The 24,953-nt window shown below is 72.8% G+C and carries 15 protein-coding genes, 1 tRNA gene and 1 other RNA gene; 13 read left to right on the top strand and 4 right to left on the bottom strand.

All coding sequences use genetic code 11. The features are described 5' to 3' along the window. Window positions 1–471: 471 nt before the first annotated feature. A complete protein-coding gene (locus tag OXR63_RS07370) occupies window positions 472–1,146 on the bottom strand; it encodes an NAD(P)H-binding protein (RefSeq protein ID WP_267421455.1) in 675 nt (224 codons plus the stop codon). Between the two features lie 38 nt (window positions 1,147–1,184). Between OXR63_RS07370 and ffs the strand changes: the two genes are divergently transcribed. The 13 genes from ffs (at window position 1,185) to OXR63_RS07305 (ending at window position 23,029) form a co-directional block, all read left to right on the top strand. After that, an RNA gene (gene ffs, locus OXR63_RS07365) (signal recognition particle sRNA small type) lies at window positions 1,185–1,281 on the top strand. Window positions 1,282–1,452: 171 nt separating this feature from the next. After that, window positions 1,453–9,042, top strand: a complete 7,590-nt coding sequence (locus OXR63_RS07360; RefSeq protein WP_267421452.1) for a choice-of-anchor G family protein — start codon at window positions 1,453–1,455, stop codon at window positions 9,040–9,042. Window positions 9,043–9,203: 161 nt separating this feature from the next. Next, window positions 9,204–12,116: a DNA polymerase III subunit gamma and tau gene (locus tag OXR63_RS07355; RefSeq protein WP_267421449.1), complete on the top strand. Its 2,913-nt coding sequence runs from the start codon at window positions 9,204–9,206 to the stop codon at window positions 12,114–12,116. Next, a complete protein-coding gene (gene recR / locus OXR63_RS07350; RefSeq protein ID WP_071270267.1) occupies window positions 12,116–12,715 on the top strand; it encodes a recombination mediator RecR in 600 nt (199 codons plus the stop codon). Before OXR63_RS07355 ends, recR begins: the two co-directional genes overlap by 1 nt. A gap of 127 nt (window positions 12,716–12,842) precedes the next feature. After that, window positions 12,843–14,108, top strand: coding sequence for an aspartate kinase (locus OXR63_RS07345; RefSeq protein ID WP_071270270.1), 1,266 nt, complete (start codon window positions 12,843–12,845; stop codon window positions 14,106–14,108). 22 nt (window positions 14,109–14,130) lie between these two features. After that, on the top strand, window positions 14,131–15,186 hold the full coding sequence (locus OXR63_RS07340; RefSeq protein WP_267421443.1) for an aspartate-semialdehyde dehydrogenase: 1,056 nt from the start codon (window positions 14,131–14,133) through the stop codon (window positions 15,184–15,186). Window positions 15,187–15,325: 139 nt separating this feature from the next. Continuing rightward, window positions 15,326–16,813: a malate:quinone oxidoreductase gene (locus OXR63_RS07335; RefSeq protein WP_267421441.1), complete on the top strand. Its 1,488-nt coding sequence runs from the start codon at window positions 15,326–15,328 to the stop codon at window positions 16,811–16,813. A 66-nt stretch (window positions 16,814–16,879) separates the two neighbouring features. Then, the gene (locus OXR63_RS07330; protein ID WP_267421438.1) at window positions 16,880–18,016 is read left to right on the top strand and encodes an Rv2578c family radical SAM protein; all 1,137 of its coding nucleotides are present in this window, start codon (window positions 16,880–16,882) and stop codon (window positions 18,014–18,016) included. A 168-nt stretch (window positions 18,017–18,184) separates the two neighbouring features. Continuing rightward, window positions 18,185–19,414, top strand: coding sequence for a sensor histidine kinase (locus OXR63_RS07325; RefSeq protein WP_267421436.1), 1,230 nt, complete (start codon window positions 18,185–18,187; stop codon window positions 19,412–19,414). Further along, entirely contained in the window at window positions 19,411–20,544 is a 1,134-nt protein-coding gene (locus OXR63_RS07320; protein WP_267421434.1) for a hypothetical protein, read from the top strand. The genes OXR63_RS07325 and OXR63_RS07320 overlap by 4 nt, the downstream gene beginning before the upstream one ends. Continuing rightward, a complete protein-coding gene (locus OXR63_RS07315; RefSeq protein ID WP_071270285.1) occupies window positions 20,531–21,232 on the top strand; it encodes a DNA-binding response regulator in 702 nt (233 codons plus the stop codon). Before OXR63_RS07320 ends, OXR63_RS07315 begins: the two co-directional genes overlap by 14 nt. Beyond that, window positions 21,232–21,864 carry a thymidine kinase gene (locus OXR63_RS07310; RefSeq protein WP_267421425.1) on the top strand — a complete coding sequence of 211 codons (633 nt, stop codon included), beginning with the start codon at window positions 21,232–21,234 and terminating at the stop codon, window positions 21,862–21,864. The genes OXR63_RS07315 and OXR63_RS07310 overlap by 1 nt, the downstream gene beginning before the upstream one ends. Window positions 21,865–21,988: 124 nt before the next feature. Beyond that, on the top strand, window positions 21,989–23,029 hold the full coding sequence (locus tag OXR63_RS07305; RefSeq protein WP_267421423.1) for an LLM class flavin-dependent oxidoreductase: 1,041 nt from the start codon (window positions 21,989–21,991) through the stop codon (window positions 23,027–23,029). A gap of 41 nt (window positions 23,030–23,070) precedes the next feature. Here the strand turns inward: OXR63_RS07305 and OXR63_RS18370 are convergent, their stop codons facing one another. From OXR63_RS18370 to OXR63_RS07290, 3 genes are all read right to left on the bottom strand, one after another. Continuing rightward, the gene (locus tag OXR63_RS18370; RefSeq protein ID WP_267421421.1) at window positions 23,071–23,694 is read right to left on the bottom strand and encodes a response regulator transcription factor; all 624 of its coding nucleotides are present in this window, start codon (window positions 23,692–23,694) and stop codon (window positions 23,071–23,073) included. Then, window positions 23,691–24,716 (bottom strand): sensor histidine kinase, encoded by a 1,026-nt coding sequence (locus OXR63_RS07295; protein WP_267421419.1) that lies wholly within the window; start codon window positions 24,714–24,716, stop codon window positions 23,691–23,693. The genes OXR63_RS18370 and OXR63_RS07295 overlap by 4 nt, the downstream gene beginning before the upstream one ends. Before the next feature lie 132 nt (window positions 24,717–24,848). Beyond that, a tRNA-Pro gene (locus OXR63_RS07290) sits at window positions 24,849–24,922 on the bottom strand. Window positions 24,923–24,953 lie beyond the last annotated feature (31 nt).

Here is a 24,953-nt window from a genome sequence, read left to right as displayed (position 1 = left end):
TGAGACGCCGGTGTCTCGGGGAGACGCCGCCGGACGTGCGAGACGCCGCCGAAATCTGCGGCGTCTCGAGGGGTTCGCGGCGTCTCTTACAGACGGGGGTGTCTCGCCGCTGACGCTGCACGAGACGCCGGTGTCTCGGTGAGACGCCGCGACACGTCCGAGACGCCGCCGAAACACGCGGCGTCTCATGGGGTTCGCGGCGTCTCGCGCAGACGGGGGTGTCTCGCTGCTGACGCTGCACGAGACGCCGGTGTCTCGGTGAGACGCCTCCACACGTTCGAGACGCCGCCGAAACACGCGGCGTCTCGAGGGGTTCGCGGCGTCTCACGCAGACGGGGGTGTCTCGCTGCTGACGCTGCACGAGACGCCGGTGTCTCGCGCAGACGGGGGTGTCTCGCCGCTGACGCCGCACGAGACGCCGGTGTCTCGCGCAGACGGGGGTGTCTCGCGCGGACAGCGCCCGCCCCCGCGTCAGCCCAGCGCTGCGAGCGCCGCCGGGATCGGGGCGTCGCCGCTCGTGACCTCGAACTGCACGCCCACCGCGGTGTCGTCGAGCAGCGCGTGCAGGACGACCGCGGCGACGTCGGCACGGGGGATCGACCCGCGCGGAACAGTGCGGCCCACGGTGACGGTGCCCTGCGGCGGCGTGTCGAGCAGCCCACCGGGGCGCACGATCGTCCAGCGCAGGCGGCGTGCCCGGAGGTTCGCGTCGGCCTCGGCCTTGGCCCGGAGGTAGACCTGGAACACCGCGTCCTCGTCCTGCGCCGGCACCACGGCCCGGGTGGCGTCGTACGTGTCGGCGCCCATCGCGGAGATCATCACGTAGCGCTCGATGCCGGACCGCACGGCGGCGTCCGCCAGCAGCACCGCGCCGTCGCGGTCGACGGAGAGCTTCCGCTCGGCCCCGCTGCCCGGACCGGCACCGGCGGCGAAGACGACCGCGTCCACACCGCGCAGGCGCAGCGCCAGGTCGTCGTCGTCCAGCTGCTCGAGGTCCGCGACGATCGCGCGCGCACCGGTCTGCTCGACGTCGGCGACGTGAGCGGGGTTGCGGACGATGCTGAGCGCCTGGTGTCCGGCGTCGGTGAGCTGTCGAGCGAGGAGGAGGGCGATCTGGCCGTGTCCTCCGGCGATGGCGATCTTCATGGCGTCAATCCTGCTCCCTGCGATCCGGTAGACTTCTCGGCGGCTCCTCACGTGACGCCATCCAGGCCAACTCCCCCAGGGCGGAAACGCAGCAAGGGCAACCGGGCTCTGGCGGGTGCGTGAGGAGTCTTTTTCGTGTCCGCGCGGGACAACGTCCCGATCGTGTGTGAAGATCGTCCCAGGAACCCCCAACCAGGGTCCCGACCACTCCCGACGAACCATCGGGAGGAACACCCCCTCCGGCTCACCACCGGCGGGAATCCGAGGATCAGGTGACGGGCGTGCCCGTCAGGATGAGGAACACACATGCGCAAGCACGTGTCGCTTCGTGGTACCCGAACGCACGGGACCGGCGACAGGACAGGACGGCCCTCCGCCGACGACCGACGACTGCTGCTCCGCACCGGCGTCGTGGCCACGGTCACCGCGTTGATCGCCGCGACCGTGGCGATCCAGCCCGCGGCGGCGGCCCAGACGGACCTCACCGAGGGCGAAGGCGTCCTGCTCGGGGGATCGGGCATCGTCGACGTCGACACCCTCGCGCAGCTCGCCGGCGCGTACTCGGCCAGGGGCACGACGGGCGGCGGGGGCACCTCGAGCCAGCCGCTCGACGTCACGGCCCTGAACGCGCTCAACGTCGACCTCGGGAACGACATCGACCTGCTCGGGCCGAACGGGATCCTCCGGCTCGGCGTCGCGGGGCAGTACGCCACGACGTCGGCCACCGGTGCCACCGCGTCCTCGGGGGCGGTCACGGGCAACGGGGCGATCGGCGTCGGCTCCGGCACGAACGGGTCCGGCGCGACCGTCAACCTGAACCCGCTGCTGTCCCGCGTCGGTGCGGACGCATCGGTGCTCGCCGACGGGCGGCTCACCGTCGGGGCGTTGGCGTCGACGATCTCGGCCGCGCGTGGCTCGACGGTCACCACCACGAGCGACTACCGGATCGCGAACGCGCAGCTCAGCCTGCAGAGCCCGGCGGTCGCCGGGCTGACCACGTCGCTCCGCAGCGACCTCCGGACGTTCTCGTCCGGCGTGAACTCGACCCTCGGGGCGAACGGCGCGCTCTCCGGCATCACCGGGCAGCTGACGACCGGGCTCACCGGGGCGCTGTCCTCCCTCGGGGTCATCTCCCTCAACGGGACGACCGCGCGGGCGACCGTCGACCTGAACCTCGACGACACGCTGACGCAGGTCCTGTCGCAGCCGCTCACGTCCGGGGCGGTCACCCTCACCCCGTCGACGGGCGCGGTCACGGTCGACCTCGACCAGCTCACGGCGCTGAACGGCCAGCCCGCGAACACACCGGTGCTGACGCAGCAGGCGGTGACGTCGATCAACACGGCGATCGCGGACATCCTCGGACGCCAGCTGCCGACGGCGCTGCAGACCGCAGTCGTCAACACGATCAACTCCACGGCGATCTCGATCCGCGTCACGGCGAACGCCACGCTGCTCGGACTGCCGGTCGCGCCCCTCGTCGTCAACGTCACCTCCACGCTCGGGCAGGTCCTCGGCACGACCACCGGCCAGCCCACGGTCACCGCGTCGGGTCTCGGGCTCCTCGGCTCGGCACTGCTCCCCGTCGTCACGCCGGTCGTGACCACCACGCTCATCCCGGGCGTCCGCGCCGTCGCCGGGCCGCTGCTCACCGGGGATGCCCTCACCACGCTCGGGACCACGCTGACCGCGACGACCACGGCGGTCTCGCGCCTGCTCTCGCCCGTGGTGCTGCTGCTGCGCCAGGTGATCGACCTCACCGTGAACGCGCAGGACACCACGACCGGGTTCCGCGACCGCCGCGGTTCCGACGCCGGGACCCACAGTGTCCACGCCCTGCGCCTGTCGATCCTGCCCGGCGCGGACGTCTCCACCGTCGACCTCGCCACCTCCACCGTGCGGGCGGCAGCGGTCGCTCCGGTGACGATCACCGCCCCGACGGCCGACCAGTCGTTCAGCGTCCCGACGGAGACCGCCACCCGGTCCATCACGGTCAGCGGCACCGGTGACCCGGGCGCCGCGATCGCGGTCGACCTCGGCGACGGCCGCACCGCCACGGCCACGGTCGCCGCGGACGGCACCTGGACGACCGCGGTCGGGATGGTCCCGACGGGCACCCACACCGCCACGGCCACCCAGACCATCGGTGGTGCCCCCGCCGGCACGGCGACCCAGACCTTCGCGGTCGTCGCCCAGCGGGCACTGACCATCGCCACGCCGACCACCGGTCAGACCTTCACCATCGCGGGTGCCTCGGCCCCGGTCACGCTGACGGGCTCGGCGACGCCGAACGCCACGATCGCCGTCGACCTCGGTGACGGCCGCACCGCGACGGGCACCGCCGACGACACGGGCGCGTGGTCCGTCACCGTCCCGGGTGTCCCGGTCGGCAGCCACACGGCGAGCGTCACGCAGACCGTGGGGGACATGACCTCCGCCCCCGTCACGCGCACCTTCCGCGTGGTCCAGGCAGCGGCCCTGACCGTCACCACCCCGACCGCCGGGCAGGAGTTCCCGGTCGCCGACGCCGCCGCCACCCGCGACGTCCGCGTCTCGGGCGCCGGGCAGCCCGGTGCGACGATCGCCGTCGACGCGGGTGCCGGTCGCACGGCCAGCACCACGGTGGACGCCGACGGCTCCTGGTCGACCACGCTCCAGCGGGTCCCCGTCGGCGACCACACCGCCCGGGTCACCCAGACGGTCGGTACGTCCACCAGCGCCGTGGTCACCCGCGCGTTCTCGGTGACGGCCGCTCCGGCGCTGACGATCACGGCACCGGCGGACGACAGCACGATCGTGGTCGCCGACGCGTCGTCGACCACGCCGGTCACGGTCCGCGGCACCGCTGCGCCCGAGGCCCGCGTCGACGTCGCGATCGGCGGCGCGTTCGTCGCCACGGTCACCGCCGACGAAGACGGCGCCTGGACCACCATCTTCCGTGGCGTCCCCGTCGGTCCCCGGACCGTCACGGCCACGCAGACGGTCGGCGACTCCACGTCCCGCCCGGTCACCTCGACCTTCGCGGTCACGGCAGGCGACCCGCTGACCATCACCGACCCGGCCGACGGCGACGTCGTCACCGTGCTGGGCCAGCGCACCGACCTGCCGGTCACCGGCACGGCGGAGGCGGGCGCCGACGTCACGGTCGACCTCGGCGGCGACCTGACGGCGACGACCACGGCGGACGACGACGGCGACTGGACGGTCACCGTCCGCGACGTCCCCGTCGGCCGGCACACCATCGCGGCCACGCAGACGGTCAACGGCACGACCTCGCCGGTCCTCCAGCAGGTCGTGACGGTCCGCACCGCTTCGCCGCTCGCCGTGACCGCCCCGACCCAGGGGTCGACGACCACGGTCGCGCAGGACTCCTCGCGCATCGACGTCCCGGTAACCGGCACCGCCGAGCCCGGGGCGGCGATCAGCGTCGTCCTCGACGACCGTGACCCCGTCACCACCACGGCCACCGACGGCGGCACCTGGCGCGTGACGCTGCCGGGGGTCCGCACGGGCGACCACACCGCCTCGGTCACGCAGACCGTGGACGGCGCCACGAGCACCGCGATCGACCGCGACTTCACCGTCGAGGCCGGCGCCGCGCTCGAGATCGACACCCCGACGGTACGGCAGGAGGTCCCCGCGGGCGGCGACCGCACGGCAGCCGTGATCGCGAGCGGCTCGGCCGAGTCCGGCGCCACCGTCACGGTGCGCTTCGACGACGGCGACCCGATCGTGGTCACCGCCGGCCCCGACGGCCGCTGGACGGCCCCGACGACCGGTGGCACCGCGCTCCCGATCGGCGCACACACCGTCACCGCGACGCAGACCGTGAACGGGACGGCCGGCCCCGTCGTCACCCGCGACTTCACCGTCGTGCCCGGTCGGGCGATCACGATCGACACCCCGCCGACCGGCCTCCGGTTCGTGGTGGTCGACGAGGACGCCACCACGGCCGTCCGGATCACCGGCACCGCGGAGCCCGGCGCGGACGTCGTGGTCGCCGTGGGCGGCAGCCGTCTCACGACGACGGCCGACGCCGACACCGGCGTCTGGGCGGTGACCGCGCGGGACCTCGCGCCCACCGGCACGTACACCGTGAACGCCACCCAGACGGTCAACGGCGTCGACACCAGCGCGCTGCCGATCACGTTCCAGGTCGTCACGGCGGCCCCGGTCCGGATCACCACGCCCGGCGCCGACGACATCACCACCGTCGCGGGGGAGGACGTCACCACCGACGTCTCCGTCTCCGGCACCGCCCAGCCCGGCGCGTCCGTGACGGCGACCACCCCGGGAGCCCCCGAGCAGACCGCGACCGTCGGTGACGACGGCACGTGGACGGTCACGTTCCCGGACCTCGCCGTCGGCGACCACCCGGTGTCGGTCACGCAGACGCTCGGCGGCGCCACCTCGGCCGCCGTCGACCGCACCGTCACGATCACGGCCGCGGACCCGGTGACGGTCACCAGCCCGGCTGCCGACGCCGTCCTGTACGTCATCGGCGACGACGGCACGCGCGACGTCACCGTCTCGGGTACCGCCGCGGCGGGTGCGCCGGTCACGGTGCGCCTCGGCGACGACGAGCTGACCACCACCGCGGACGCCGACGGCGACTGGACCGTCACCTTCACCGGCGTGCCGGTGGGCGACCAGCCCGTCACCGCGACCCAGACCGTGGCCGGCACCACGGCCTCCAGTCCGGCCCGCACGGTCTCGGTGCAGGCAGCCGACGACGTCACCATCACGACGCCGGAGGACGGCACACGCCTCGTCGTCGCGGACGCGAACGGCACGGCTGACGTGCGGACGGGAGGCTCGGCGCAGCCGGGCGCGTCCGTCACGGTCCGGCTCTCCGACGGTTCCACGCGGACCGTCACCGCGGATGACGACGGCGCCTGGACCTGGACCTTCCAGGACCGGCCCGTCGGTGACCTCCGGGTCACCGCGACTGAGCGGTTCGCCGGCCAGACCTCGGCAGCGGGGCCCGTCGCGGTCTCCGTGGTCGCCGGTGCGCGGCTGACCGTCACCGACCCCGCGGGCGCCACCCGCGTCACGGTCGCTGACGACGACGCCACCACCGACGTCGACTTTGCGGGGGCCGGCCAGCCCGGCGCCACGGTGACCGTCGACCTCGGCGCCGGGGGCTCCGCGACCACCACCGTGCGGCGCGACGGGACCTGGGACACGACCGTGCAGGACGTGCCCACCGGTTCGTACACCGCATCGGTGACCCAGTCGGTGAACGGCACGACGAGCGCGGCGGTCGAACGCCCCGTGGCCGTCGTGGCCGCGGCCGACCTGACGATCCGCCAGCCCGACGCCGACGAGCCGGTCACGGTCGCCGACGGCGACCAGACCACGACGGTCGTCGTCGCCGGTGACGCCCAGCCGGGCGCCACCGTGACGGTGACGGTGGCCGACCGCGACCCGGTGGACGTCACCGCGGGCACGGACGGCACCTGGACGGTCGAGGTCCCGCGTCTCGGCGTCGGCGACCACGACGTCAGCGTCACGCAGACCGTCGGCGGGTCCACCTCGACGGCTCCTGTCACCGCGACCTTCGAGGTCGTCGCCGGCGCACCCGTCCGGGTCACCACACCGACCACTGACGCGCAGTTCCGCGTCAGTGACGCGGACGCCACCACCACGATCCGTGTCAGCGGGACCGCCGAGCCCGGCGCGAACGTGGTCGTGGACCTCGGTGGCGGCCGGAGCGAGTCCACGACCGTCGACCGCGACGGCCGTTGGACCGTCGACGTCACGGACGTCGGAGCCGGTGACCCGGTGGTGTCGGTGACGCAGCGCATCGGCGACACGCAGTCCGCCCCGGTGACCGTGCCGGTCCACGTCGTCGTCGCCGACCCGCTCACGATCGCGGTCCCCGCGGACCAGTCGACGATCCGCGTCGCCCAGGACGACTCAACCACCACCGTCACCGCGACCGGTGCCGCCGCGGTCGGTGCCACCGTCCGGGTCCGTCTCGACGACGGCACCGAGCGGAGCACCACCGCGACGGACGCCGGCACCTGGTCGGTCGACTTCACCCGGGTCGGGACGGGGCGCCACACCGTCCGCGCCACCCAGACGGTCGACGGGTCGACGTCGAGCCCGGTCACCTCGCGGTTCACCGTCGCCGGTGCCACCACCCTGGCGATCGACGCCCCCGCAGCCGGCTCGACGATCACCGTCCCCGCCGGCACCACCGGCACGGACGTGGTCGTCAACGGCACCGGCCAGCCCGGCGCCACCGTCATGGTCGTCGCCGACGGGGGCGACCCCGTCGCAGTGCCCGTCGGGACCGACGGCCGCTGGACCACCACCCTCGAGGGCCTCGACGCCGGCGCCCACCAGCTGTCGGTGACGCAGGTCGTCAACGGCACGACCTCCGACCCGGTCGGCCGCGGCTTCACCGTCGTGGTCGCCGACGCGGAGAGCATCGTCGTGACCTCGCCCGCGGCGGGCACCGTGTACCGCGTGCTCGGTGGTTCGACCGACGTCGTCGTGACGGGCACGGCAGCGGCACGCGCCGCGGTGTCCGTGGCGGTCGACGGCGGCACGGCGGTCACGACCACGGCCGACACCGACGGCGCCTGGCGCGTCACGGTGCCGGGCATCGGCACCGGTCGGCACACGATCGCCGCGACGCAGACCGTCGACGGCCGGGGCAGCACCGCCCCCGAGGTCGGGTTCTCCGTGGTCGCCGCGACGCCGGTGACCGTGTCGAGCCCCACCGACGGCCAGGTGTTCCCGGTGACGGGTGACACCGCGGACGTCCCGGTGAGCGGCACCGCCGAGCCCGGGGCGAGCGTCACGGTCGAGCTCGACGGGCAGACGGTCACCACCGTCGCCGGCGACGACGGCTCGTGGACGGTCACCGTCGACGACGTCTCGACGGGCACCCACACGGTGTCCGTCACGGAGACGGTCGGGGGTCGCACGTCCGACCCCGTGACCGCCGACGTGCGGGTCGTCATGGCCCAGCCGACCGACGTGGTCATCACGTCGCCCACGAGCGGGCAGCTCATCCCGGCCACCGGGACGGGCTCGACGGGCTCGTTCACGGTGACGGGGCAGGCCACACCGGGCGTCATGGTCACGGTCACCCTGTCCGACGGCCAGGTGCGCACCGCCATGGCGGACGACGACGGTCACTGGAGCGTCGTGTTCGACCGGGTCCCCGAGGGGGAGTGGACCATCCGGGCGACGCAGACCGTCACCGGGGTGGACGCGCAGTCGCCGACGGTGACGATCGTGGTCGACGCGGTGGACCCGCTCGCGGTCACCTCGCCGGTGCACGGATCGCACCAGACCGCCGGAGACGCGGGCTGGGTCGACTGGATGATCACCGGGACCGCCGAGCCGGGCGCCACCGTCACGGTCTGGGCGGGCGACGGCACGCCGATGACGGCCACGGCCGACGCGGACGGCTCCTGGTCGCTCGTGCTCCGGCTGCCCGTCGGGACTCACCGGCTCTCGGCGACGCAGACGGTCCGCGGGGTCACGTCCGCGGTGCAGGAGTGGACCGTCATGGTGGACCGCGCGGCGGTCACACCGGGTCAGCCGACGGACCCGGGCCAGCCGGGCACGCCCGGCCAGCCGGGTCAGCCGGGCACGCCGGGTCAGCCGGGTCAGCCGGGCACGCCGGGTCAGCCCGGTCTGGGCGGGACCGGTGGGACGGGTCTGCTGGGCTCCGGGGTGACCGGCGGCGCGACCGGCGGCACCACCGGCGGCACCACCGGCGGCACCACCGGTCAGGGGACGCCGCGCGGTGACCTCGCCTTCACCGGCGCCGACGTCGCGCCGCTCGCCGCAGCCGCCGGCGGCCTGGTGGTCCTCGGGTTCCTGCTGCTCGGACTGTCGCGCCTGGCACGCGGCGTACGCCGCCGCCGGAGCTGACCGCTCGACCCCCAGCGCGCCTCCCGACCGTCGTCCTGACGGCCGGGAGGCGCGCTGCCGTTCCCGGGTCCCGGCACCGTCAGGCGGCGGCGGCTCCAGGGCCCCGGGCAGCCTGTGGAGAGCGGCCTCCGGGTGTCGGCCGTCCCGGCTACCCTTGTCGCGTGGTCACCGCCCTGTATCGCCGTTACCGGCCTGAGAACTTCGCCGAGCTCATCGGGCAGTCGCAGGTCACCGACCCGCTCCGCACGGCGCTCCGCACCAACCGCGTCAACCACGCGTACCTGTTCAGCGGACCGCGCGGCTGCGGCAAGACGACGTCGGCGCGCATCCTCGCACGCTGCCTGAACTGCGCGGAGGGCCCCACCGACACCCCGTGCGGCGTCTGCCCGAGCTGCGTCGAACTCGCGCGCGGCGGCAGTGGGTCGCTGGACGTCATCGAGATCGACGCCGCAAGCCACAACGGTGTCGATGACGCCCGCGACCTCCGCGACCGCGCCGTGTTCGCCCCCGCGCGCGACCGCTACAAGATCTTCATCCTCGACGAAGCCCACATGGTGACGCCGCAGGGCTTCAACGCGCTGCTCAAGCTGGTCGAGGAACCGCCGGAGCACGTCAAGTTCATCTTCGCCACCACCGAACCCGAGAAGGTCATCGGGACGATCCGGTCGCGCACGCACCACTACCCCTTCCGGCTCGTCCCGCCCGCCGCGATGCTCGAGTACGTCGAACAGCTCTGCACGCAGGAGTCCGTCACCGTGGCGCCCGGCGTGCTGCCCCTCGTCGTCCGGGCCGGTGGCGGCTCCGTCCGCGACACCCTCTCCCTGCTCGACCAGCTCATCGCCGGCAGTGAAGACGGGGCGCTCCGCTACGAGCGCGCCGTCGCCCTGCTCGGGTACACCGACAGCGCACTCCTCGACGACGTCGTCGACGCGCTCGCCGTCGCCGACCCGGGCTCGGCCTTCGCCGCCGTGGACCGCGTCGTGCAGACCGGGCAGGACCCCCGCCGCTTCGTCGAGGACCTGCTCGAACGCCTCCGCGACCTCATCGTCGTCGCCGCGACGAACGAGAGCGCCGGAGCAGTGCTGCGCGGCGTCTCACCCGAGGAGCTCGACACCATGTCGCGGCAGGCGGGCGTGTTCGGCGCGACGGGGCTGTCCCGCGGCGCGGACATCGCGAACCGGGCGCTCACCGACATGACGGGGGCGACGTCGCCGCGGCTGCACCTCGAGCTGATGGTCGCGCGGATGCTCGTGCCGGAGGCCGACGACTCCCAGCGCGGGGCGCTCGCGCGGGTCGAGCGGCTCGAACGCCGCGTCGGTGTCGGTGACGCTGGTGGGCACAGCGGTGGTCCCGCGGTGCTCGAGTCGGCGCCGTCCGCAGGGTCGTCGGCTGCCGCACCCGTCCGCGATGCCGCGCCGTCGGTGTCGTCGGCGACGGTGCCGGCCTCGTCCTCGATGCAGCCGGTCCGGCAGTCCGAGCCCGTGTCGACGAGCGCCAGCAGTGCGCCCGGAACGATCGGCGCGGCCGGGTCGTCGTCGGTGCCGTCGTCTGCCGTGCCGTCCTCCGCTGTGTCGCCCTCTGCTGGAGACGCTCCGCAGGGTGCCCCGGCTGCTGCTTCGGCAGCGCAGGACGCCGCCGCCTCGTGGGCCGCTGTGGCTCCGGGCAGCGCGGACTCGTCTCGGTCATCAGGTTCGTCGTCGACGCCGGGTACCGACGCGTCACCGACCGCCGAGTCCACCGACCGCCAGGGTGCTGCCGCGTCGGCGCCCAGCGAGCACGCCTCGTCGTCGTCCACCGGCCAGGGCACCGTCATCGGCTCGGAGCCGGCGGTCCGTCCGATCGCGCCGGTCGGGCTCCAGCAGATGCGGGACTCGTGGACGCAGGTCCTCGAGCACGTGCAGCACGCCAAGCGCTCCGCGTGGACGGTCGTCGTCACGGCACAGGTGACCGCGCTGCGGGACGACGTCCTGACGCTGACGTTCCCGAGCCAGCAGGACGTCGCCTCGTTCAAGGAGATGGCCGACCCCGCCACCAGCGTCAGCGAACTCGTCCGTGCGGCGATCCTCGACGTGCTCGGGTTCCGGGTGAAGTTCGTCGCCCGCGGTCCCGGTGGTGCCGGCGGCCCCGGACAGCAGCGTCCGGCCGAGCCGCCGCGGGACCAGCCTGCCGCCGCACAGCGCCCCACGTCGGCCCAACCGGCACCTGCACCCGTGCCGGCACCGACGACCCCGTCCGCGCAGGCTCCGGCGCAGCCCGCGTCGGCACAGCCCGCGTCAGCACAGCCCACGTCGGCCCAGCAGGCACAGGCGTCGCCCGCTGCCGCCGCACCGGTGGCGTCGTCCCGGCAGGAGTCGCCGCGGAGCGCGCCCGAGCAGCAGGAGCAGCAGCCGGAGTCCGCGCCGCCCGAGCCGCAGCAGCAGGAGTCCGTGCCGGCCGTGCAGCAGGCGCCTGTGTCGAACGACCCCGTGACCGAGTGGGCCGTCGCGACCATCCCGTCCACGGACCCGAGCACCGGCGCCGTCCCCGAGGACGTCGAGCCGGCCTGGGGAGCGCCCTTCGGGTCGACCGGGCCGTCGGACACCGTCGCCCCGACGACGACGACCACCACCGCTCCGGTCGCCGCGGCATCATCGCGTGCCGGTTCCCCGGACGCGGCGCCCAGTTCGTCCGCGTCCGGAGACCGCGACGGGCAGCGGGCGTCTGCCACGGCACCCGGCGCAGCAGCACCCCGGTCGGACGTCCCCGTCGACGACTACCCGATGGACGACGCCCCCTTCGACGACGGCCCCTACGACGACGGCGCCCCGTTCCCCGACCCCGGCTTCGGCGGTCGCGCGGCGGGTCCGGCACCGACGCAGCAGGCACCGACGCAGCAGGCACCGGCCGCCGCACAGCCGGCACCGACGCAGCAGGCACCGCAGCAGGCCGCTCCCGCACAGCAGCGTCCGGCACGACAGGCCCCGGCCCAGCAGCCGCGCCGTGCCCCCGTCCCCGGTCGCTACGGCGAGGCCGTGGTGCGTGAGATCCTCGGCGCGCAGTTCATCGAGGAGACCACCCTGAGCGAAGGCAACTGATGTACGACGGCATCGTCCAGGACCTCATCGACGAGTTCGGCCGCCTGCCCGGCATCGGCCCGAAGTCGGCGCAGCGCATCGCGTTCCACATCCTGCAGAACGAGTCGTTCGACCCGGCCCGGCTCGCCGAGCTGCTCGCGGACGTCAAGGAGCGGGTCCGGTTCTGCGAGGTCTGCGGCAACGTGACCGAGTCGGTGCGTTGCAGCATCTGCCGTGACCCCCGCCGCCAGCCTCAGACCATCTGCGTGGTCGAGGAGGCGAAGGACGTCGCCGCGATCGAGCGCACCCGGGAGTTCCGCGGGCTGTACCACGTGCTCGGCGGAGCGATCAGCCCGATCGACGGCGTCGGCCCGGACGACCTCCGGATCCAGCAGCTCATGACCCGACTGGCCGACGGCACCGTGGAGGAGGTCATCATCGCGACCGACCCGAACCTCGAGGGGGAGGCCACCGCGACCTACCTCAGCCGGCTGCTCGTGCCCATGGGCATCAGGACGACCCGCCTGGCGTCCGGACTGCCCGTCGGCGGCGACCTGGAGTACGCGGACGAGGTCACCCTCGGCCGTGCGTTCGAGGGCCGCCGCGTCGTCGGAGGCTGACGCTCCGACACCACCACGCACGATCGTTGCGTGGACGACCGCTCGCACGCAACATCCCCGAAACACCGTCTACGATTGTCGACAGCCGCGCCCGTCGCGGACCACCTCGTCCCAGGAGTACCCGCCCGTGGCCTTGATCGTGCAGAAGTTCGGTGGATCCTCCGTCGCGGACGCGGAGAGCATCAAGCGCGTGGCGAAGCGGATCGTCGAGACGAAGAAGGCCGGCAACGACGTCGTCGTGGCGGTGTCCGCGATGGGTGACACCACCGACGAACTCGTCGACCTCGCGCACCAGGTCACCCCGATCCCGGCCGGCCGCGAGCTCGACATGCTCCTCACCGCGGGGGAGCGCATCTCGATGGCGCTGCTCGCGATGGCGATCAAGAGCCAGGGCGTCGAGGCCTCGTCGTACACGGGCAGCCAGGCGGGCATGCTCACCGACGCCCAGCACGGCAAGGCCCGCATCGTCGACGTCACCCCGAAGCGCGTGCGTGAGGCCCTCGACGCCGGCCACGTGGCGATCGTCGCCGGGTTCCAGGGCTTCAACCGCACGACGGGCGAGATCACCACGCTCGGCCGCGGCGGGTCGGACACGACGGCGGTCGCCCTCGCAGCCGCTCTCGACGCCGACATCTGCGAGATCTACACCGACGTCGACGGCATCTTCTCCGCCGACCCCCGCATCGTGCCCAAGGCGCGCAAGATCGACCGCATCACGAGCGAGGAGATGCTCGAGCTCGCGGCGTCCGGCGCCAAGGTCCTCTACATCCGAGCCGTCGAGTACGCCAGGCGGCACGGCGTCACCCTCCACGTCCGTTCGTCGTTCTCCAACGCCGAGGGCACCATCGTCTACAACCCTGCGAAGGGGGAAACCGTGGAAGAACCGATCATCACCGGCATCGCCGGAGACCTCTCCGAGGGCAAGATCACCGTCGTCGGCGTGCCCGACCAGCCCGGCAAGGCGGCGGAGATCTTCACGATCGTGGCCCGTGCCGGCGCCAACATCGACATGATCGTGCAGAACGTGTCCGCGGCCTCGACCGGTCGCACCGACATCTCCTTCACGCTGCCGAAGGACCAGGGCCAGAACGTCCTGACCGCACTCGGCGTCGCGAAGGCGGACATCGGCTTCGAGAGCATCCAGTACGACGACCAGATCGGCAAGCTCGCCCTGGTCGGCGCCGGCATGCGCACGAACGCCGGCGTGTCCGCGGAGCTCTTCCGCGCCCTGCACCAGGCGTCGATCAACATCGAGATGATCTCGACGTCGGAGATCCGCATCTCGGTCGTCACCCGCGCCGACACGCTGAACGAGGCCATGCGCGTCGTGCACGAGGCCTTCGGCCTCGACGCCGACAGCGAGGCCGTCGTCTACGCCGGCACCGGCCGCTGACCCGCACCACCAGGAGCCACCCATGACCCGAGAACTCACCGTCGCCGTCGTCGGCGCCACCGGCCAGGTCGGTGCCGTGATGCGTCGTCTGCTCGAGGAGCGCGACTTCCCTGCCACCACCGTCCGCTTCTTCGCGAGCGCCCGGTCCGCCGGCACGACCCTGTCCTTCCGTGGGCAGGACGTCGTCGTCGAGGACAGCGAGACCGCCGACCCGTCGGGCATCGACATCGCGCTGTTCTCGGCCGGGGCCACCGCGTCCCGTGCGCTCGCACCGCGGTTCGCCGCCGCGGGCGCCCTGGTGATCGACAACTCGAGTGCCTGGCGCATGGACCCCGAGGTCCCGCTGGTCGTCAGCGAGGTTAACCCCCACGCCATCGACGCCGCGGGCAAGGGCATCATCGCGAACCCGAACTGCACGACGATGGCGATCATGCCGGTGCTGAAGGTCCTCGACGCCGAGGCCGGTCTGCAGCGCCTCGTCGCGACCACCTACCAGGCGGTCTCCGGCAGCGGGCTCGCGGGCGTCGAGGAGCTCCTCGGCCAGGCCCGCGCCGCACTCGAGCAGGACACCGCGGCGCTCACGCACGACGGCAGCGCCGTGACCTTCCCCGAGCCGGTCAAGTACGTCCGTCCCATCGCCTTCGACGTCATCCCGCTCGCCGGCAGCATCGTCGACGACGGCCTCGGCGAGACCGACGAGGAGAAGAAGCTCCGAAACGAGAGCCGGAAGATCCTCGAGCTCCCCGACCTGCTCGTCGCCGGCACCTGTGTCCGCGTGCCGGTGTTCACCGGCCACTCGATCTCGGTGCACGCCGAGTTCGCCCGGCCGCTGTCGCCGGAGCGCGCGACCGAGGTCCTCGCCGCCGCGCCGGGGGTCGAACTGTCCGACGTCCCGACGCCGCTGCAGGCCGCCGGGCAGGACTCGACGTTCGTCGGACGCATCCGCGCCGACCAGTCCGCACCCGAGGGCCGCGGCCTGGTCCTGTTCGTCAGCAACGACAACCTGCGGAAGGGCGCGGCACTGAACGCCGTGCAGATCGCGGAGGTCGTGGTCGCGCGTCGCGCGGTCGCCGCCTGACCGGACGCACGACCTGACGGGACGCACCACCCGACGGACGGGAGGCCCGGTGCCAGCTGGCACCAGGCCTCCCGTCCGTCATCCCGGAACCGTCTCGACCACCGGTCGCGCTGTCAGCGCCCGACGCTAGGATCGTCTGGTGGCAGAGAAGCAGGTGGACCCGATCGACGTCGTCCTCATCGGGGGCGGCATCATGAGCGCCACGTTGGGCGCGCTCATCCACCGGCTGGAGCCGTCGTGGAAGATCCGGGTCTACGAGCGCCTCGGCAGCGTCGCGCAGGAGAGCTCGAACCCGTGGAACAACGCCGGCACCGGGCACTCCGCCCTCTGCGAGCTGAACTACACGCCCGAGCTGCCGGACGGCCGCGTGGAGATCACGAAGGCCGTCAACGTCAACGAGCAGTTCCAGGTGTCCCGGCAGTTCTGGTCGTTCCTCGTCGAGACCGGCACGCTCCCCGACCCGTCGAACTTCATCAACCCGACGCCGCACATCTCCTTCGTCTGGGGTGCCGACAACGTCGCCTACATGCGCGCTCGGTACGAGGCCATGAAGGACCACCCCCTGTTCGCCGGGCTCGAGTTCAGTGACGACGCCGAGCAGATCCGGAAGTGGGCGCCGGCGCTCATCCCCGGCCGCAAGAAGGACCAGCCCATCGCGGCGACGTACTCGGCCGCCGGGTCGGACGTCGACTTCGGGTCGCTCACCCGCCAGCTGTTCGACCAGCTCGAGGTCGACGGCGTCGAGTTCGAGCCGAGCCACCGCGTGCGGAACATCAGCCGCGGCAAGGAGTTCGACGGCTGGGCCCTCGACGTCGTGAACGAGGTCGGCCGGTCCCCGCAGAAGATCGCCGCGAAGTTCGTCTTCGTCGGCGCCGGCGGTGGGGCACTGCAGCTCCTCCAGAAGTCGGGCATCCCGGAGATCCGCGGCTACGGCGGGTTCCCGGTGTCGGGGGAGTTCCTCCGCACCGACGACCCCGAGGTCGTCCAGAAGCACGCGGCGAAGGTCTACGGCAAGGCCAGCGTGGGCGCCCCGCCGATGTCGGTGCCGCACCTCGACACCCGCATCGTCGACGGCAAGGCCTCGCTGATGTTCGGCCCGTACGCCGGCTTCAGCCCCAAGTTCCTCAAGCAGGGGTCCGTGCTCGACCTGTTCCGGTCGATCCGTCCGCACAACCTGCGCCCGATGCTGAGTGTCGCCTTCGCGAACTTCGACCTGCTGCGCTACCTGATCGGACAGCTGCTCGCGTCGAAGTCGACCAAGTTCGACGCCCTGCGCGACTTCATGCCGAGCGCCGAACCGGAGCACTGGCACAAGATCATCGCCGGCCAGCGCGTGCAGGTGATCAAGCCCGACAAGGACAAGGGCGGTGTCCTGCAGTTCGGGACGGAGGTCATCACGGCGGCCGACGGGTCCATCGCCGGGTTGCTCGGAGCGTCGCCCGGGGCCTCGACCGCGGTGCCGATCATGCTCGGCCTGCTCCGGAAGTGCTTCCCCGACCGCTGGGACCGCTGGGAAGACGCCGTCCGGGTGATGGTCCCGACCTACGGAAAGGACCTCGGCGCCGACGCGGCACTCGCCGACGAGACCCTCGGCCGCACGGCAGCGGTGCTGGGCCTGCACCACTGACGCCTCCCGGCTCGCGCTGACCCTCCCCGGCTTGCATCGGGTTCGAACGTGTGTTCGAATGACGACATGCGATGGAACGGGCAGGCGATCGACGCGTCGCTCGACAACGCCCTGCCGGGGCTCGAGTCGAACAGCGGGTTCGTGCGGAGCGTCACGACGCCGGAGTTCGCGGACGTCACCTTCCACGAGGTCCTGGCGAAGTCCGCGCTGAACCGGGTCAACGGGGTGCAGGGGGACACCTGGGGGATGACGATCAACCCCTACCGCGGCTGCAGCCACGCCTGCGTGTACTGCTTCGCCCGGCCCACGCACACCTACCTGGAGTTCGACGCAGGCGCCGACTTCGACCAGCAGATCGTCGTGAAGACGAACGTGGCAGAGGTCCTGCGCCGTGAACTCGCGAAGCCGAGCTGGGACCGCCACCCGGTCGCACTCGGCACCAACACCGACCCGTACCAGCGGGCCGAGGGCCGGTACCGCCTGATGCCCGGCATCATCAAGGCCCTGGCCGAGTCCGGCACCCCGTTCAGCATCCTGACGAAGGGCACGCTGCTCCGCCGGGACATCCCGCTCCTGGTCGAGGCCGCCCGCAGCGTGCCGGTCGACGTGGCGATGTCCATCGCCGTGTACGACGACGACCTGCAGCAGTCCGTCGAGCCGGGCACCCCGACGACCTCGGCACGTCTCGCGACCGTCCGTGCCGTGGTCGACGCCGGTCTGCCGTGCTCGGTGTTCCTGATGCCCGTGCTCCCGTACGTCACGGACACCATCGCCCACCTCGACGACGCCATCGGACGCGCGGCGGCGGCGGGTGCCACGAGCCTGATGTACTCGGCCCTCCACCTGAAGCCGGGGGTCAAGCCCTGGTACATGGAGTGGTTGGGGCGCACACACCCGGACCTCGTCCCGCGGTACCGCGCGATGTACCTCGACAACACGTACGCGCCGAAGGACTACCGGCGCTGGCTCGCCGAGCGCATCCGTCCGATCATGCGGGCCCACGGCGTCGGGCTCGGCCGCGTCGACCCGGCGACGGGGTCGATGGGGTTCTCGGACGGCCCGACGGACGTCCGCAGCCCGGCGCTCGGCGTGGAGGGCCCCGGCAGCGACCGAGAGGCCGGCGTCTCCCCGCTGAAGCGCGCCGACCCCGGCTGGGACCGCCGCCGCACCGGGATCACGAACGGCGTGCCGACGCTGTTCTGACGCCGATCCGGGGCGTCGTCCAGCACGCCTTCGGGGGACATCGAACGTCAGACCCCTGCCGCTATCATCGAAGCAGTCGTCATCCGGTACCCGATCCGGGGTACACGACCGCGTCGATGGTGGTTGGATCGTGGGCGGCGCTCCCTGGCTCCCGGAAGGAGACGCACCGTGCTCGGCATCCCCACGCATCTCGCTCCGCGAGTGAACGCGTGGTCGACCGTGCGGGCCTTCCACGCCGCGGCCGTCGGGTCGCTGCTGGCCGCCGCGGTGACGCTCCTGCTCTTCGTCCTCACCGACACCGACGTCCGTGTCGCGGGAGCGTTGATCGCCCTGCTGCCGATGCTCGCGATGATCGGCGTGCACGTGCAGTTCGGCACGTGGCGCTCCGCCGTCGCCTTCCTGCTCGTCGGCGGGGTCTGCGCCTGGTGGTTCTCGCTCGTCGTGCAGCGCGACATCGCGGTGCCGTGGGTGACGTCCTACCTGCTCTCGCTCGTCGTCGTGCCGCTCGTCCTGGTCGGTGGTGCCGGCGCGGTGCCCGGTCGTGTCGTCCTGTGGTCCGTCGGTGGCCTGGCGGTCGGACGGGTCGCGACGGGCATCGCCACCGCGCAGACCGGCGGCCCCGGGCACCCGCTCGTGCTCGCGTGGATGACCCTGGCGTTCGTCGCCGGCATCGTGCTGGTCGGCGGCCGCAGCACCGCACGGTCGCAGCGCGTCCAGCCCGAGCTCCTCCGCTCCGCGCGCGAGGAACACGTCTCCGCGTACCGCGCCGGCGTCGAGTCCGAGGCCTCCGCGATCCTGCACGACACCGTGCTGAACCACCTCGGGGCGATCGCCCTCGCACCCGACGGCCCGATGGACGAGCAGCTCGCCCGCACGGTGGACGCCGACTTCGCGATGCTCACCGGCAAGGCCTGGTTGGCGAGCGAGCCGCACGACACCGGTGACAGCGCCGCCGTCGACGCCTTCGAGCACGTGATCGAGGAACACCGGGCCGAGGGGCTCCAGGTGCTGGTGACGGGGGACCCTGCCGCGCTCGCCCGGCTCGAGTCCCCGTCCCTGACCGCGCTCGTCCGGGCCGTCGGCGCGTGCCTGGCGAACGTCCGGAAGCACGCCGGCACCGACTCGGCAGAGGTCAGCGTGTTCGACGACGGCGCGGCCTGCACCGTGATGGTGGTCGACGACGGCCGCGGGTTCGACGAGCAGCAGACCGGTGCCGACCGGATGGGCCTGCGCAACTCCGTCCGCGACCGCATCGGTCGTGTCGGCGGCGACGTCCAGGTGTGGACGTCACCCGGCAGCGGCACGAGCGTGATGATGTCCGTGCCGTACGCCACCACGACCAGCCCCGTGCACGTCATCGGCCACGGTGACACCGACGGCCTGCGGGAGTCCGCGTGAAGGGCTCCAGGACCGCGCAGCAGTACGACCCGCTCGGCGCGATGGGGTCGAGGCCCCTCGCCGTCGTCCTCGGCGCCGCAGGCGTGGTCTGGGCGATCCTCGTGTCGCTCTTCGACCGTGACGTCCTCGGCAGCCCCACCCTCAGCGCCGTCGCCGTGCTCCTGGTCGCGGCGTCGACCGCCGTCGTGATCGTCGCGTCCAGTCCGTTCCGTGCGCCGTTCCCGCGTTGGGCCTTCGTCGCCCACGTCGCGCTGCTCGGCACAGCCGTCGTCGCGAGCGTCGCCGCGCAGTGGGGGCCCGACCGCAACGCGCTGAACGACTTCATGTCGCTGCTGACCGCCACCGGCATCGTGATGGTGGCGCCGTACCGCCCGTGGCTCGACCTCGTCGTGGGCGGCGTGGTGCTCGCCGCCGTCGACGCCGTCACCTGGGGCGTCGCCGCGACCGTCTTCCCGCACGCCGTGCCGGTCGCGGTGTCGGCGTTCCTCGCCGCCGCTCCGACCCTCGTGCTGACCGCGGCGGCCGTGGTCTTCGCGTGGACGTTCGCCGGCCTCGCCGAGCGGGTGCAGATCCGCGCGGGGTCGTACTCCGTCGAGCGAGCCGAACGTGACGGCATCGCGGAGAGCGTCCAGCAGGACCGCTCCTCGATCCTCGCGGAGGATGTCGCGCCGTTCTTCGCCGAGCTCCGCACCCGCGAGACGATCACCGACGCCGACCGGGCCAGAGCACGCTCGATCGCCGACGGCATCCGCCGCGTGATGGTCGCCGACGCCGACCGGACCTGGCTGCAGCAGGCGGTCCGGGCCGAGGGCGGGGCAGCCGCCACCATCGACGACCCCGACGGGCTCATCGCCGCGCTCGACGCCGACCAGCGCACGGTCGTCCGGACGTTCCTGCGTGCCGTGCTCCGGGCGTCGACCGTCGACCCCGCCGGCTTCCAGGCCACGGTCGCGCGCCGTCCGGACGACCGCATCGACGTCACCCTCGAGGCCGTGGTGGCCGACTCCGACGTCGGCATCCACCGTGCCTTCGACCCCTACCTCGCCGTCCTCCGCGTGACGTTCCCGGACCTCGACGTCGCCGTCCGCCCGTCCGCCCTCGCATTAAGGTTCTCCTATGACCAGCACTGACCCGAACAGGCTCTCGGAGGGCATGCCAGCCCTGCCGAACCCCGGATCGCGCCGTGTACGACTGGCCATCCTCGACGACCACGAGGTCCTGCTCGACAGCCTCTCCAGCTGGATCGCCGTCAACGCCTTCGACTTCGACCTCGCCCTCACCGCGCACACCTGGCTCGAGATGGTCCACAGCGACAGCTTCCCGACCGACCTGGTGTTCCTCGACTTCCAGCTCAAGGAACCCGTCTCGATCGAGGCCCGCGTGCGCACCTGCCGTGCCGCCGGCGCGAAGGTCGTCGTGCTCTCGAGCCTCGACACCCGTGAGTCCCGCGACCGTGCCCTCGCCGCCGGTGCCTCGGCGTTCCTGTCGAAGTCGCTGCCGATGCGCGAGGTCATGGACGTCGCCCGTGACGTCATGGGCGTCGCGCGCGAGACCCCGCCGCAGCGCGAGTGGCGGCCGCTGCCGACCGGTGCGACGGCGCACCAGCGGCCCAAACTCAGCCACGGTGAAGAAGAGGCCCTGCGGCTCTACGTCTCCGGGTACTCCACGAACGAGGTCGCCGCGCAGATGAACGTGCAGTACGAGACCGCCAAGACGTACCTGCGCCGCGTGCGCGAGAAGTACGCCAAGGTGGGGCGCCCGGCGTCGAAGAAGTCCGACCTGATCCGTCGCGCGGCGGAGGACGGCTTCCTCTCCTAGTGGCCAAGCTCTACTTCCGCTACGGGGCCATGAACAGCGGCAAGAGCACCGGCCTGCTGCAGGCCGCGTACAACTACGAGGAACGCGGCCAGCGGGTGCTCCTCGCCAAGCCCGGCGTCGACACGAAGGGCGACCGCGAGATCGTCTCCCGGCTCGGGGTCACCCGGCAGGTCGACGTCGTGTTCGCTGCCGAGGACGACGTCCGCACCGCCGTGGCCGCCGCCGGTGCCGTCGATCCCGCCGCCGCGGAGCTCGACGGCATGGTCCGCCCGGTGAGCTGCGTGCTCGTCGACGAGGCCCAGTTCCTGACGCCCCACCAGGTCGACGACCTGCTGCGCATCGCGGTGCTCGACGACGTCCCCGTGATCGCCTACGGCATCCGCACCGACTTCCGCACCGAGGCCTTCCCGGGCAGCCGACGTCTGCTGGAGCTCGCGCACTCGCTCGAGGAGCTCAAGACCATCTGCCGCTGCGGCCGCAAGGCGGTCTTCAACGCCCGCAAGGTCGACGGCGCCTTCGTGTTCGACGGCTCGCAGGTGGCCATCGACGGCGTCGACGTCGAGTACGAGTCCCTCTGCGCCAACTGCTACCTCACGGAGTCGGGCGGTCGCCTCGACGGCGACCTCGGCTGACCGGTCGCGCCACGCACCACGTGCCGGCCTGGAGGCTCGGTGCCGGACCGGAGCCGAGCCTCCAGTCCGACGCGGTGACCGCTGGGCGTGGAATGCCGACGTGGCAGCGCGCGTTCCAGCCTGCATGAGCGACGCTTCCCTGCACCTGTCCGTCCTCGACCTGGCGACCCGCGAGTACGGCCAGTCCAACACGGAGGCCCTGCAGGGGTCCATCGACATGGCGGTGCATGCCGAGGGCCTCGGCTACGAGCGCTTCTGGGTCGCCGAACACCACGGCATGCCCGGGATCACCTCCTCGGCCCCCGCCGTCCTGCTGAGTGCCGTGGGCGCCGCCACGAAGACGATCCGCATCGGGTCCGGTGGTGTGATGCTCCCGAACCACGCGCCGCTCGTCGTCGCGGAGCAGTTCGGCACGCTCCGGGCGCTCTACGGCGACCGCGTCGACCTCGGCCTCGGGCGTGCCCCTGGTACCGACGGCGCGACCGCGATCGCGCTCCGCCGCACCGACCGCCTCGACGTGGACGACTTCCCCGAGCGCCTGGCCGACCTGATCGGCTTCTTCACCGGCATGGACGCCGAGAACCCCCTGTCCCGCATCCGCGCGGTGCCCGGCTACGGTGACGTGCCGGAGTTCTGGCTGCTCGGGTCCTCCGGGTACAGCGCCCAGGTCGCCGGTGCGCTGGGCATCTCGTTCGCGTTCGCGCACCACTTCGCCTCCGACAACACCGAGGCCGCGCTCGCGCTCTACCGGGACTCGTTCCGACCGTCCCGCTTCCGCTCGGAGCCGAACGCGCTCATCGGCGTCCAGGTCGTCACGGACGAGGACCCCGCCGTCGTCGACGAGCAGTCCGCCCCCGGCATGATCTCGTTCATCCGGATGCGCCAGGGCACCAAGCCCGAGCCCGTCTCCATGGAAGAGGCCCGCGCCTACCAGTTCAGCGACCTCGAGCGCCGGTTCATCGCCGCCCGCACCGAGCGTCAGGCGTACGGCACGGCCGACCAGGTCGCCGAGAAGATCAACGCGCTGGTGGAGTCGACCGGGGCGAACGGCGTCATCGTCGCACCGGGGGCCGCGCAGGCGCGGTACCGACACCAGGCGCTCGACGTCGTGGCGTCGCTGCACGAGGCCGGCCGCCTGGTCCGGCGCTCGGTCGCGGTCGCCTAGCGGGCGAGGCCGAGTCGCGTTCGTCTGCCGGGAGGCTCCGCTCAGCTGAGCAGGCCGAGTCGCGTGGCCGTCGCCACGGCGCCCACGCGGCTGGTCACGTCGAGCTTGCGGAACACGTTGTAGACGTGGCGCTTCACCGTCCCCACCGCAAGACCGAGGTCGACGGCGATCTCGGCGTTCGACCGGGCGGCGGCGACCAGGCGGAGCACCTCCACCTCGCGGTCGCTCAGGGCTGAGCCCGCACGGGCGTCCGTCACGAGGTCGACGGGGAAGGTGACGGGCGTGTCCGGCCGGGTGCTCGCGCGGACGATCCGTTCGACGAGCTCGCGGCTCGGGGTGTCCTTCGTCACGAAGTCCACGGCGCCGGCGTCGAGCAGCGTCCGCCGCAGGACCGCGTCCCGGTGCATCGTCAGGACGACCACGGCGATCTGCGGGTGGTTCCGTCGCACGGTCGCGATCGTCGTGCGCGCCGGGGGCCCGTCGAGCTCGACGTCGAGCAGCAGCACGTCGATCGCGGCGGTCTCGGGACCGTCGAGCACGTCGGCCGGCCGCTCGCCGTGCGCGACGACGCGGATCGTGGGCACCGAGGCCAGGATCGTCGCCAGGCCCTCGCGGAACAGCCGGTGGTCGTCGACGATCGCGACGTGCGTGACGACCGGGCTCACAGCGCTCCCGTCGGCACGACGAGCGTCACCCTCGTGCCCGCGCCCGGTGCGCTGACGACGTCGAGGGTGGCGCCGATCAGGGCAGCGCGCTCGCGCATCGTCGACTGCCCGAGCCGACCCGGGGCGAGCGCTGCCTGGTCGAACCCGGGGCCGTCGTCCTGCACCGCGACCGTGATGGTGTCCTCCGCCCAGGTGAAGACGACGCGGACGGCGGCGTCGCCGGCGTGCTTCCACCAGTTCGTCAGTGCCTCGAGCAGGATCGTCAGCGACTCCTCGGCCCGCCAGTTCACGAGCGCGACCGGTGTGCCGTGCGACACGATCGCGACGTGGTCGGTGTCCGGGAACAGGTCCGCCGTGTGCCGCGCCAGAGCGGCGTCGAGCAGGTCGTCGCCGACGCGGGCGTGCAGGGCGACCGCCAGGTTCTGCACGTCGCCGAGGGCACGTCGGAGCTGCGCGGCCGCCGCCTCGAGCTGCGCCGTGCGTTCGGGTGCCGGGGGATCGGTGAGCAGCGCGAGGTCGATGCGCTGCAGACCGGCGAGGATCCCGTGGGCGACGCGGTCGTGGAGGTCGCGGGCGATGTGGACCCGCGAGTCCAGGTTCGCCGCCGTGACGCGTTGGCGGAGCGCTTCGGTGTACGCGATGGCTCCGGCGGGGAACCGTCGCCAGATGCCCGCGTGGAGGGCCCTGGCGGCACGTAGCAGCTCAGCCGGCGTCTCGGCACCGACCTCGTCGACGAACACCGGCAGGTACTCGTCGAAGAGCACCTCGGCCGCGAGCATCGCGCCGGCCGGGTGCTGCATCCGCTCGGCGTGCAGAGCGCCGGTCGCCAGGTGCTCGTCCGCCAGCAGCTGGTCACTCGTGATCGAGGCGTCGTCTCCGTCGGCGTAGTGCCGGTGCGCGTCGGCGAGCATCGACGTCACGTTCTCGACCAGGCTGGCTGCGAGGGCCGGGTCATCGCCGAGCTCCGGCGACGTGGCGGCGATCCGCTGCAGGACGGGGGCGAGGCGATCGGGGATGTCCATGTCCGCATCACGGTAGCGGTGCGACAGCCCTCACCCGATCGACGCGGAGCCGATGTGTCGAAGGACGTAGGCCGCGGCGGCGTCCGTCACATGCAGAAGGCCCGGGTCCTGGTGGACCCGGGCCTTCGTGTGTCGGGGTGACAGGATTTGAACCTGCGACCTCCTCGTCCCGAACGAGGCGCGCTACCAAGCTGCGCCACACCCCGAGGTGTGTTCGCCGCTCCGCGGAGCGACCCA

This window comes from Curtobacterium sp. GC_Cur_3, assembly GCF_026544205.1.
GTDB lineage: Bacteria > Actinomycetota > Actinomycetes > Actinomycetales > Microbacteriaceae > Curtobacterium.
This window is presented reverse-complemented; position numbering and strand designations above follow the sequence as displayed.

Excerpts from the sequence above, each read along its gene's own strand:
- OXR63_RS07370 (WP_267421455.1), bottom strand. The coding sequence starts at position 1,146 with ATGAAGATCGCCATCGCCGGAGGACACGGCCAGATCGCCCTCCTCCTC.
- OXR63_RS07360 (WP_267421452.1), top strand. The coding sequence starts at position 1,453 with ATGCGCAAGCACGTGTCGCTTCGTGGTACCCGAACGCACGGGACCGGC.
- recR (WP_071270267.1), top strand. The coding sequence starts at position 12,116 with ATGTACGACGGCATCGTCCAGGACCTCATCGACGAGTTCGGCCGCCTG.
- OXR63_RS07340 (WP_267421443.1), top strand. The coding sequence starts at position 14,131 with ATGACCCGAGAACTCACCGTCGCCGTCGTCGGCGCCACCGGCCAGGTC.
- OXR63_RS07330 (WP_267421438.1), top strand. The coding sequence starts at position 16,880 with ATGCGATGGAACGGGCAGGCGATCGACGCGTCGCTCGACAACGCCCTG.
- OXR63_RS07315 (WP_071270285.1), top strand. The coding sequence starts at position 20,531 with ATGACCAGCACTGACCCGAACAGGCTCTCGGAGGGCATGCCAGCCCTG.
- OXR63_RS07305 (WP_267421423.1), top strand. The coding sequence starts at position 21,989 with ATGAGCGACGCTTCCCTGCACCTGTCCGTCCTCGACCTGGCGACCCGC.
- OXR63_RS07295 (WP_267421419.1), bottom strand. The coding sequence starts at position 24,716 with ATGGACATCCCCGATCGCCTCGCCCCCGTCCTGCAGCGGATCGCCGCC.